We start from the raw sequence: 13,036 nt of genomic DNA on the forward strand, positions 1-13,036 counted from the left end.
TGTGCGCAATGGCGGCGGCGGTCTGACGCCGTCGGACATCGCCCCGGCGCGGTTGTCCCAGCAGCAGATCGACGAACTGCAGGATCAGCACCCGATCGTCGACTTGCTGCCGGTCACCCCGCTGCAGCAGGGGCTGCTCTTTCACGCCAACACCGCATCCGCCAGCGCCGATCTCTACGCCGCGCAACTCGACATCGAACTGCACGGACCGCTGGACGCCGAACGGCTTCACGACGCCGTACAGACCGTGGTCACCCGGCATCCGAACCTGTTGGCGCGCTTCAGCCAACAGTTCGATGAACCGGTGCAGACGATCCCGGCCGAGCCGACGGTGCCATGGCACTTCGTCGACGTCGGCGTGGACGGCGGCGAGGAAATCGACCGGCTCTGCGCCGCAGAGCGCGTCGCGGTCTGCGACCTGGTCCACGCACCCGCGTTCCGGGTGGCGTTGATCCGCACCGCAACCGAGCGGCACCGCTTCGTGATGACCAACCATCACATCGTGCTCGACGGCTGGTCGCTGCCCATCCTGATGCAGGAGATCTTCGCCAGCTACCACGGCCAGCGACTGCCGACCGCCGCGCCCTACCGCAGCTTCGTCAGCTGGTTGGCCGACAGGGACCTCGCCGCCGCCCACGCGGCCTGGCAGCGTGCGCTGGCCGGGTTCGAAACCCCCACGCTCCTGGCCCCGCCGGACCGGTTGGGGCTCGGACGTCGCGACGCCGAGGCCTTCACGGTTTCCAAGGAAACCACCCGGGCGCTCGGCGAATTGGCCCGCTCGCATCACACCACCATCAACATCGTGCTGCAGGCGGCCTATGCGCGGCTGCTGTGTTGGCTGACCGGCCAGCACGACGTCGCCTTCGGCACCGTGGATTCCGGCCGGCCACCGGAGATCGCGGGCTCGGAATCGATGGTGGGCCTGCTCATCAACACGGTGCCGGTGCGGGCCACCTTCCGCCCGACCACCACCACCGCGGACCTGCTCAGCCAGATGCAGGATGCACACGCGGACACGATCGAGCATCAACACCTGGCGCTCAGCGAGATTCACCGGCTCACCGAGCAGGATCAGCTCTTCGACACGCTGTTCGTATACGAGAACTATCCGGTCGACACCGCCGCAACGCTGGGTACCGACGGACTGACCATCGGCGAGTTCGACTTCCGCGAGTCGACCCACTACCCGCTGACCGTGCAGGCCGCACCCGGCGACAAGCTGAGTTTCCGAATCGAGTACGACACCGAGGTTTTCGACGCGCCCACCGTCCGCGGCCTCGCCAACCGGCTGCAGGCCGTGCTGGCCGCGATGATCGCCGACCCGCAGCGGTCGCTGTCGGCGGTGGAACTGCTCGACGACTCCGAACGTGCCCGCCTGGAGGCGTGGGGCAACCGGTCGGTGTTGACCCAGCTGCCCGAGCCGACGTCGGTGCCGCAGGTGTTCGGCGCGCAGGTCGCCCGCGCCCCGGACGCCGTCGCGGTCCGCTTCGAGGACACTTCGCTGACGTACCGCGAACTCGACGAGGCGGCAAACCGGTTGGCGCATCTGCTCGCCAGCCGTGGGGCCGGCCCGGGCGAGCGAGTGGCGCTGCTGTTCCCGCGCTCGGCCGATGCGATCGTGGCGATTCTGGCGGTGCTCAAGACCGGGGCCGCCTACCTGCCGCTGGACCCGGCGCTGCCCGACGCGCGCATCGAGTTCATGCTCACCGATGCCGCGCCGATCGCGGCCGTCACCACCGCCGCGCTGGCCCAGCGGTTCGACGGTTACGGGTTGCTCGTCGTGGATGTCGCCGATCCGGAGGTGGCCGCGCAGCCCAGCGCACCGCTGCCGCTACCATCCCCGGACGAAGTCGCCCACATCATCTACACCTCGGGCACCACCGGGCAGCCGAAAGGTGTTGCGGTCAAGCAGCACAACGTCACCCAGCTCTTCAACTCGCTGCAGATCGGTGTGCCGTTGGAGCCCGGGCAGGTGTGGACGCAGTTCCACTCGTATGCCTTCGACTTCTCGGTATGGGAAATCTGGGGCGCCCTGCTCTACGGCGGGCGGCTGGTGGTGGTGCCCGAACTGGTGGCCCGTTCACCGGAGGAATTCCACCGGCTGCTGTTGCGTGAACAGGTCACGGTGTTGACGCAGACGCCGTCGGCCGCCTCGATGCTCTCGGTCGAGGACCTCGACGGCGTGGCGTTGGTCATCGGCGCGGAGCCGTGTCCACCGGAGCTTGTCGACCGGTGGGCGCCGGGGCGGGTGATGGTCAACGTCTACGGCCCAACCGAAACCACGATGTGGTTGTGCGCCAGCGCGCCGTTGGAGGCGGGCTCCGGATCTCCACCGATCGGCTCGCCCACGGCGTGGGCGGCGTTCTTCGTGCTGGACCCGTGGCTGCGCCCGGTGCCCGCCGGTGTGATCGGCGAGCTGTACCTGGCCGGCGCCGGTGTGGGCGTGGGATATTGGCGTCGCCCCGGTTTGACCGCGTCGCGGTTCATGGCGTGCCCGTTCGGGGAGCCCGGCACCCGCATGTACCGCACCGGGGACCTCGTGCGGTGGCGCCCGGACGGACAGCTGGACTACCTGGGCCGTGCCGACGAACAGGTCAAGATCCGCGGCTACCGCATCGAGCTCGGCGAGATCCAGTCGGCACTGACCGCGCTGGACGGGGTCGAGCAGGCGGCGGTGATCGCCCGCGAGGACAAACCGGGCGACAAGCGGCTGGTCGGCTACATCACCGGCACCGCCGACCCGGCGGAAGCCCGTGCCGCCCTTGCCGAACGGCTGCCCGGCTACATGGTGCCCACGGCGGTTCTGGCGATCGACGCGCTGCCGGTGACCGTCAACGGCAAGCTCGACGCGCGCGCACTGCCGGCGCCCGACTACCACGACGCCGGCCGCTACCGCGCCCCGGCCAATCCCACCGAGGAGATCCTGGTCGGCGTCTTCGCGCGGGTGCTGGGGGTGGACCGCGTCGGCGTCGACGACTCGTTCTTCGACCTCGGCGGCGACTCGCTGTCCACGATGCGTCTGGTCTCGGCGATCAACGCCAGCCTGGACACCGACCTTCCGGTCCGAACGGTGTTCGAGGCGCCCACGGTCGCCCAACTGGCTCCGCGGATCGACGAGGCTGCCGGCCGGCTGGCACCGTTGCAGGCCGTTGAGCGGCCCGAAACCATTCCGTTGTCGTTCGCCCAGAACCGGTTGTGGTTCGTCGACCAATTGCAGGGCCCCTCACCGGTTTACAACATGCCGGTGGGTTTGCGGCTGCAGGGTTCCCTCGACGCCGAGGCCCTCGGTGCGGCGCTGGCCGACGTGATCGGCCGCCATGAGAGCCTGCGCACGCTGTTCGACGCACCCGACGGCACACCGCGGCAGGTGGTGACAGCCGCTGACGGGGCACAGTTCGGGTGGGACGTCGTCGACGCCACCGGCTGGTCGACAAGCCAGCTCGATGTGGCCATCGACAGCACCGTGCGCTACACGTTCGACCTGGCAACCGAGATCCCGATCCGGGCAACGCTTTTCCGTGTCGCCGACGATGAGCACGTGCTGGTGGCGGTGGTGCACCACATCGCCGCCGACGGTTGGTCGCTGACCCCGCTGGTGCGTGATCTCGGGGTGGCCTATGCCAGCAGGTGCGCCGGGCAGGAGCCCGACTGGACGCCGCTTTCAGCGCAGTACGTCGACTACACGCTGTGGCAGCGAACGCAACTCGGCGATCTCGACGACGGCGACAGCCCCATCGCCGGGCAGCTGGCCTACTGGGAAGAAGCGCTCGCCGGGATGCCCGAACGGCTCGATCTACCCACCGACCGGCCGTATCCGCCGGTGGCCGATCTGCGCGGCGACAGCATCACCGTGGACTGGCCTGCCGAGTTGCAGGAGCGGCTGCGCGCGGTGGCGGGGGAGCACAGCTCGACCAGCTTCATGGTGATGCAGGCCGCGCTGGCGGTGCTGCTGGCCAAGATGACCGCGAGTTCCGATGTGGCCATTGGCTTCCCGATCGCCGGGCGGCGCGACCCCGCGCTGGACGAGCTGGTGGGATTCTTCGTCAACAACCTGGTGTTGCGCGTCGACCTGGCAGGTGACCCAACCGTGGCCGAGGTGCTCGAGCAGGTCCGGCGGCGAAGCCTGGCCGCCTACGAGCACCAGGACGTGCCGTTCGAGGTGCTCGTCGAGCGGCTCAACCCGACCCGGTCCCTGACCCATCACCCACTGGTTCAGGTCGCATTGGCCTGGCAGAACTTCCCCGGCAAGGATGACGACCCCGCCGGCGGGCTGAACCTGGGCGACCTGGAGGTCACCCCGCTGCCGGTGGACACCCAGACCGCACGGATGGACCTGACCTTCTCGCTCGGGGAGCGCTGGACCCAGACCGGTGAACCCGCGGGCATCGCCGGCGCGGTGGAGTTCCGCGCCGACGTGTTCGACGCTGACACCGTCGAAGGCCTCGTCGAGCGGTGGCAGCGGGTGCTGGCGGCGATGACCGCCGACCCCCACCGGCGGCTCTCGTCGATAGACCTGCTCGACGAGGCGGAGCACGCGCGCATCGACGAGTGGGGCAACCGCGCGGTGCTGACCGCCCGCCGGGATCCGGCGTCGTTCTCGGTTCCGGCGTTGTTCGCCGATCAGGTCGCGCGCGTTCCCGGCGCGGTGGCGGTCAGCTTCGCGGGCCGCGACATGACGTACCGCGAACTCGACGAGGCCGCGAACCGGTTGGCGCACCTGCTGATGGCTCACGGTGTCGGCCAGGGACAGTGTGTCGCACTGCTGTTGGAGCGGTCCGCGGACGCGGTGGTGGCGATGCTCGCCGTCCTCAAGACCGGGGCGGCGTATCTTCCGATCGACCCCGCGCTGCCCGACGCGCGCATCGAGTTCATGCTCGGCGACGCGGTCCCCGCGGCGGCGGTCACCTCCAGCAACCTGGCCGACCGGTCGCGCGGCTGGGAGCTACCGGTCATCGTCATCGACGACCCCGTCCTCGGCGACCAGCCGAGCACCGCGCTGCCGGCCCCGGCCCCCGACGACATCGCTTACATCATCTACACCTCCGGCACCACCGGTGTGCCCAAGGGCGTGGCGATCAGCCATCACAACGTCACCCAACTGCTGCGGTCGCTGTACGGGGACATGCCGGACCAGGTGTGGGCGCAATGGCATTCGTATACCTTCGACGCCTCGGTGGAAGAAATCTGGGCCGCGTTGCTACACGGCGGACGGCTGGTCGTGATCCCCGAGTCGGTGGCCCGCTCACCCGAGGAAGGCCACGCACTGCTGGTCGCCGAACAGGTCAGCCAGTTGAGCCAGACTCCCTCCGCGGCAGCGATGCTCTCGCCGGAGGGCCTGGAGTCGACGGCATTGTTGGTGGCAGGTGAGCCCTGCTCCGCCGAGGTCGTGGACCGCTGGGCGCCCGGACGGGTGATGGTCAACGGATATGGCCCGACGGAGACCACGATCTGCGCGTCGCGCAGCGCACCGTTGACCGCGGGTTCGCTTGTGGTGCCGATCGGTTCACCGACGCCGGGCACCGCGCTGTTCGTCCTCGACGAATGGTTACGTCCGGTACCTCCCGGGGTGGTCGGCGAACTGTACGTGGCCGGCCACGGTGTCGGCATCGGATACGTCGCCCGTTCCGGTTTGACCGCATCACGGTTTGTGGCATGCCCGTTCGGCGGGCTGGGCACCCGCATGTACCGCACCGGCGACCTGGTGTCGTGGGGCGCCGACGGGCAACTGCGGTACGTGGGCCGCGCCGACGAACAGGTCAAGCTGCGCGGCTACCGCATCGAGCTCGGCGAAATCCAGGCCGCCCTGGCCGCTTTGGACGGCGTCGAGCAGGCCGCGGTGATCGCCCGCGAAGACCGTCCTAACGACCTGCGCCTGGTCGGCTACATGACCGGCACCGCCGACCCCGCCAAGGCGCGCAAACAGCTTGCCGAGCGGCTCCCGGCCTACATGGTGCCCGCCGCGATCGTGACCATGTCCGCATTGCCGTTGACCCCCAACGGAAAACTGGACACCCGGGCACTACCGCCGCCGCAGTATCAGGACATCGATCACTACCGCGCCCCGGCCACCTTGACCGAGGAGATCCTGACCGGCATCTACGCGCAGGTGCTCGGTGTCGAGCGGGTCGGCGTCGACGACTCGTTCTTCGACCTCGGTGGCGATTCGCTGTCGGCGATGCGTCTGGTGGCCGCGATCAACAAGACACTGGACGCCGGCATCGCGGTGCGCGCGTTGTTCGAGGCGCCGACGGTGGCCCAGTTGGCGCCGCGTATCGGTGGGGAAGGCTCGGCGTTGGCGCCGTTGACGGCTGCCGAGCGACCCGAGGTGGTTCCGCTGTCGTTCGCCCAGACCCGGTTGTGGTTCCTGGACCAATTGCAGGGCCCGTCCCCGGTCTACAACATGGCCACAGCGCTTCGCATCAGCGGTGAGCTGGACGTCGACGCGTTGGGCACCGCGCTCGCCGACGTCGTGGCCCGCCATGAAACCCTGCGCACCCTTTTCCCGGCGGTGCAGGGGATACCGCGCCAACTGGTGATGCCCGCCGAAGAGGCCGAGTTCGGCTGGGAGGTCGTCGACGCCACCGGATGGACGCCGAACCGGCTGCACCAAGCCATCGGCGACGCCGCGCGCTACACATTCGACCTGGCCACACAGATCCCGTTGCGGGCCAAGCTGTTCCGGCTGTCCGGCGACGAACACGTGCTGGCGGCGGTGGTGCACCACATCGCCGCCGACGGATTGTCGATGGCACCGCTGGTGGCCGATCTGGGGGTGGCGTATGCCAACCGCAGCGCCGGACAGGCGCCGGGGTGGGCGCCGTTGTCGGTGCAGTACGTGGACTACACGCTGTGGCAGCGTGCGCAGTTCGGTGATCTCGACGACAGCGACAGCCGCATCGCCACCCAGCTGGCCTACTGGCAGGACGCGCTGGCCGGGATGCCGGAACGCGTTGCGCTGCCGACCGATCGGCCCTACCCGCCGGTGGCCGATCAGCGCGGCGCCATCACCACGTTGGAGTGGCCCGCCGAACTGCACGAGCAGATCACCCGGATCGCCCGCGAGCACAACGCCACCAGCTTCATGGTGCTGCAGGCCGCGTTGGGCGTGCTGCTGTCGAAGCTGGGCGCATCCTCCGACGTGGCGGTGGGTTTCCCGATCGCCGGTCGCCGCGATCCGGCGCTCGACGAGCTGATCGGATTCTTCGTCAACACGTTGGTGCTGCGGATGGACCTGGCGGGTGATCCCACGGTGGCCGACGTGCTGGCTCAGGTGCGGACGCGCAGCCTGTCGGCCTATGAACATCAGGACGTGCCGTTCGAGGTGCTTGTCGAGCGGCTCAACCCGACCCGGTCGCTGACCCATCACCCGCTGGTTCAGGTGGCCCTGTCGTGGCAGAACGTCCCCGCCTCCGGGTCGGGGCTGGCGCTCGGTGATCTGGAGGTCACCCAGATGCCGGCCGACACCCAAACCGCGCGAATGGATCTGAGCTTCTCGCTGGCCGAACACCGCACCGAGGCCGGCGCACCCGACGGCATCACCGGGACGGTGGAGTTCCGCACCGACGTCTTTGACCCGTCCACCATCGAAACGCTGATTCAGCGATTCGAGCGGGTGCTGGCCGCGATGACCACCGACTCCGATCAGCGGTTGTCGTCGATCGATCTGCTCGACGCCGAGGAACACGCCCGCCTCGCTTCAGTCGGCAACCTCGCGGCACTGACGGGACCGGACCCGGCCGCGTCGTCGGTGCCCACCCTGTTTGCCGAACATGTGGCGCGCACCCCCGATGCGGTGGCGGTCACCTGTGGTGAGCGGTCACTGACGTACCGCGAGCTCGACCAGGCCGCGAACCGGTTGGCGCACAAGCTGGCCGCACACGGTGCCGGACCGGGGCAGTGCGTGGCGCTGCTGTTCAACCGGTCCGCCGAGGCGGTCGTGGCCATGCTGGCCGCGCTCAAGGCGGGAGCGGCGTATCTGGCGGTCGACCCGGCGATGCCCGCGACCCGCATCGACTTCATGCTCGCCGACGCCGCGCCGACCGTCGCGGTCACCAACGCCGACCTCGCCGACCGGCTGGCCGGGCATGCCATACCGGTCCTCGACATTCGGGAGCTCGAGGCGACCGTGGGCACTGAACCCGGTGCGCCGCTGGCAGATCCGTCTCCCGCCGACATCGCCTACCTGATCTACACCTCGGGAACCACCGGGGTGCCCAAGGGTGTGGCTGTCTCGCACCAGAACCTGACGCACCTGGCGCGCTCATCGCCTGAGCACCTACCGCAGGACCAGGTGTGGACGCAGTGCCACTCCTATGCTTTCGACTTCTCGGTGTGGGAGATCTGGGCCGCCCTGCTCGGCGGCTCACGTCTGGTGGTCGTGCCCGAATCGGTGGCGAGCTCACCCGACGATTTCCACGCCCTGCTGGTGCGTGAGCGGGTCAACGTGCTCACCCAAACCCCGTCCGCCGTATCGGCACTGTCGCCGGAGGGGCTGGACTCGGTGGCGTTGCTACTCGGCGGCGAAGCCTGCCCGGGCGAGGTGGTGGACCGCTGGGCGCCCGGCCGGGTGGTGATCAACGCGTACGGCCCCACCGAGATCACGGTGTACGCGTCGATGAGCGCCCCGCTGACGCCGGGTTCCGGCGCGGCGCCGATCGGTGCGCCGGTGTCGACGGCGGCGCTGTTCGTGCTCGACGAATGGTTGCGGCCGGTGCCCGCCGGTGTCGTCGGTGAGCTGTACGTAGCCGGTGACGGTGTGGCGTGCGGGTACCTCGGGCGGTCGGGTTTGACCGCGTCGCGGTTCGTCGCGTGCCCGTTCGGCGGGCCGGGGGTGGCCGGAACACGGATGTATCGCACCGGCGACCTGGTGAGCTGGCGACCCGACGGTCAGCTTCAGTACCTGGGCCGCGCCGACGATCAGGTCAAGATCCGCGGCTACCGCATCGAACTCGGCGAAGTTCACACCGCGCTGGCCGCACTCGACGGCGTCGAACAGGCGGTGGTGATCACCCGCGAGGACCATCCAGGCACCAAACGCCTGGTCGGCTATGTCACGGAAGCCGCGCCCGGCGGAGTGGATCCGGCGGCGGCGCGAAATGCGTTGGCCGACCGGCTGCCGCCGTACATGGTCCCGGCCGCGGTGGTGGTGCTGGACGCGTTGCCGCTGACGGTCAACGGCAAGCTCGACACCCGGGCCCTGCCCGCCCCCGACTACGGCGACATCGGCCGCTACCGCCCGCCCACGAACGCGATCGAGGAGATCTTGGCCGGAATCTACGCCCAGGTGCTGGGTCTGGATCAGGTCGGCGTGGACGACTCGTTCTTCGACCTCGGCGGCGACAGCATTCTCTCGATGCAGGTGGTGGCGCGTGCCCGGGCGTCCGGTGTGATGTGCCGCCCGCGTGACATTTTCGTCGAGCAGACCGTGGCCCGGCTGGCGCAGGTGGTCGATGTCAGCGGTGGACAGGGCGGCCCGACCGACGCAGGTACCGGCCCGGTGACCGCGACCCCGATCATGCGGTGGCTGCATGAGGTGCAGAACCGCGGCGGCGCAATCGAGGAGTTCAACCAGACGGTGGTGGTCCAGGCCCCGGCCGGGGTCACCGAGGCGGATGTGCGGGTGGTGCTGGCTGCGCTGCTCGACCGGCATGCGGTGCTGCGGCTGCGGGTTGAGAACGACGGCGCCGACGGATGGTCTTTGACTGTGCCCGAACCCGATTCGGTGCACGCCGCCGAGTACGTGCATTCGGTGGACGCGCTGACCGACGAGGCGTTGGTGGCGGCGCGGTCGCGGCTGAATCCCGTGGATGGCGTGATGGTCAGCGCACTTTGGGTGCGCACCACCGGCCAGCTCGCGCTGATCGTTCACCACCTCGCCGTCGACGCGGTGTCGTGGCGAACCCTGCTGGAAGACCTCAACATCGCATGGGCACAGCACCGCAACGGCGAAGCTGTCGCGTTGCCGCCGACAGGCACCTCGTTCGCGCGGTGGTCGGCGCTGCTGGGCGATTACGCCAACGACACGACCGTGGTGGAGCAGGCCGACAGCTGGCGCGAAGTCCTGAATCTGCCGTCCCCGGTGCCTGCACCACAACCCGACCTGGACACCTACGCCACCGCGGGGCACCTCACGGCGGCACTGGACGCGGAGACGACACGCGCGTTGCTCGGCGAGGTGCCGGCGGCGTACCGCGCCGGGGTGCAAGACATCCTGCTGATCGCCTACGGTCTGGCGCTGACGCAGTTGCTGGACACCACCGCGTCGATCGCCATCGACGTCGAAGGCCACGGCCGCAACGAAGACATCGCATCCGATGTCGACCTGTCCCGCACCGTGGGCTGGTTCACCACCAAGTATCCGGTGGCCGTGAACATCGGCGGGCTGTCGTGGACCCAGGTGGTGTCCGGTGACCCCGCGCTCGGCTCTGTGATCAAGAACGCCAAGGAGCAACTGCGCTCACTCCCAGACGGTTTGACGTACGGGCTGCTGCGCTATCTGAACGCCGACGTCGAGCTGACCGGACCCGACCCGACCATCGGGTTCAACTACCTCGGCAGGATGGGAGGCGCCCCCGCGGCCGACTCGACCGCAGAACTGTGGCAGATCAGCCAGGACGGTGCCGCGCTCAGCGCCGCCGCCGCGGCGATCCCAATGCCGTTGGGGCACACCGTCGAACTCAACGCCAGCACCGTCGACACCGACGACGGCCCGCAACTGCACGCCACATGGACGTGGGCTCACTCCGTGCTGGACGAGACACAGGTCAGCCGACTGTCCCAACTGTGGTTCGACGCGCTGAGCGGCATCTGCGCTCACGTCCGGCGAGGCGGCGGAGGCCTCACGCCCTCCGACATCGCGCCCGCACGTCTCACCCAGGACGAGATCGACGAGATCAGCGAACAGCAGCCCGTCGCCGACGTGCTACCCCTGACCCCACTGCAACAGGGGCTGCTGTTCCACGCCAACGCCACCAGCGGCCACGACGCCGATGACGTCTACGCCATGCAGCTCGACATCACGATCACCGGCCCACTGAACGCCGACCGGCTACATGGGGCGGTGCAAACGGTGGTCAACCGTCACCCGAACCTGGCGGCCCGGTTCAACCAACAGTTCGAAGAACCGGTGCAGATCATCCCGGCCGAGCCGAACATCCCGTGGCAGTATCTCGAGATCTCCACGGACAAACGGGAATCCGGCGACGTCGACGAACAGATGCAGCGGATGTGCGCCGCCGAACGCGCCGCGGTGTGCGACCTGAACCAACAGTCGGCGTTCCGCGCCGCGCTGATCCGCACCGCCGACAACGAGCACCGGTTCGTGATGACCTACCACCACATCGTGCTCGACGGGTGGTCGCTGCCGATCCTGTTGCAGGAGATCTTCGCCAGCTACTACGGCCAGCATCTGCCGTCCGCGGGCTCCTACCGCAGGTTCGTCACCTGGTTGGCCGAGCGCGACGTCGAAGCCGCACACGCCGCCTGGCGCGAAGTCCTTGCCGGGTTCGAGACGCCCACGCTGGTGGCGCCCAGGGGCCGGACCAAACCGGGGCGGCGCGCCACCGAGTCGTTCCACGTGCCCGCCGAAACCACCCAGGCCATCAACGAGTTGGCCCGCAGCTGCCAGACCACCGTCAACACCGTGCTGCAAGCCGCGTGGGCGCAGCTGCTGACCTGGTTGACCGGCCAGCACGACGTCGCGTTCGGGGTCGCGGTCTCGGGGCGGTCAGCCGAGGTGGCCGGTGCGGAGTCGATGGTCGGCCTGCTGATCAACACCGTGCCGGTCCGGGCCACCATCACCCCGGACACCACGATCGCCGGCCTGCTCAGCGATCTGCAGCGCTGCCACATGGAGACCCTGGACCATCAGCACTTGGCGCTCAACGAGATTCACCGCGTCGCCGGCCACGACCAACTTTTCGACACCCTGTTCGTCTTCCAGAACTATCCCGTGGACACCGCCGCCATGCACACCACCAACGGGTTGGCCATCACCAAGGTCGACGGCCGTGAGTACAACCACTACCCGCTGACGCTGCAAGCCATGCCCGGCGAGGAACTGGTACTGCGCGTCGAGTTCGACACCGACGTGTTCGACGCCAACCGCGTCCGCAAGATCATGCGCCGGTTCCAGCGGGTGCTGGCGGCCATGACCGGCGATTCGGTGCAGAAACCGTGACCGCCGATGCCTCCCGTCGCCTGTTGTCGATGGATCTCGACGACGAAGACGAACTCGAAGACCTCGATGAGTGGGGTAACCGCGCGGCGTTGACCGCACCGGCACCGGCACTGACGTCGATTCCGGAGTCGTTCGGCGAGCAGGTCTCCCGGTTCCCGGACGCGGTGGCAGTGCGCGCCGGTGCCGGCTCGATGACCTACCGCGAGCTCGACGAGGCGGCAAACCGGTTGGCGCGGCTGCTGATCGGCCGCGGCGTGGTGCCGGGGCAGCGGGTCGCGCTGTTGTTTCCCCGCTCGGCCGAGGCGATCGTGGCGATCCTGGGTGTGCTCAAGACAGGCGCGGCCTATGTGCCGATCGATCCCGCGGTACCCGACGCGCGGTTGAAGTTTGTGCTCGATGATGCGGCGCCGGTGGCCGCGGTCACCAACGTCGAGCTGGCCGGGCGGCTGGCGGGACGGCAGCTGATGGTCATCGACGTCGGCGATCTCGACGAATCGGCGCCCGATGAACAGGGGAGCATCGCGCTGCCGGCAGTGCAGCCCGACGACGTCGCCTACCTGATCTACACCTCGGGCACCACCGGCACACCCAAGGGCGTAGCCATCCCGCACGGCAACGTCATCCGGCTGCTGGACGCGATCCAGCCCCGCCTGCCGTTGTCACCGGAAATGGTCTTTTCTCAGTGTCATTCGTTGGCGTTCGACTTCTCGGTGTGGGAGATCTGGGGCGCGCTGTTGCGCGGTGGCCGGGTGGTCGTGGTGCCCGAGTCGGTGGCGGGCTCGCCCAAAGACTTTGCCGCCCTCATGCTCGCCGAGCGGGTCAGCGTGCTGAGTCAGACGCCGTCGGCGTTTTATGCGC

The 13,036-nt window shown here is 68.9% G+C and carries 2 protein-coding genes; both read left to right on the forward strand.

Annotated features, from left to right (window positions below):
- A partial coding sequence (locus ABQE93_RS26905; protein ID WP_448411942.1) for a non-ribosomal peptide synthetase occupies window positions 1–12,178 on the forward strand: 12,178 nt, incomplete at its 5' end.
- Window positions 12,175–13,036 (forward strand): AMP-binding protein (locus ABQE93_RS26910; RefSeq protein WP_448411940.1); only part of this gene is annotated, 862 nt, incomplete at its 3' end. The genes ABQE93_RS26905 and ABQE93_RS26910, both read left to right, overlap by 4 nt.

Source organism: Mycolicibacterium sp. XJ662 (assembly GCF_053484035.1).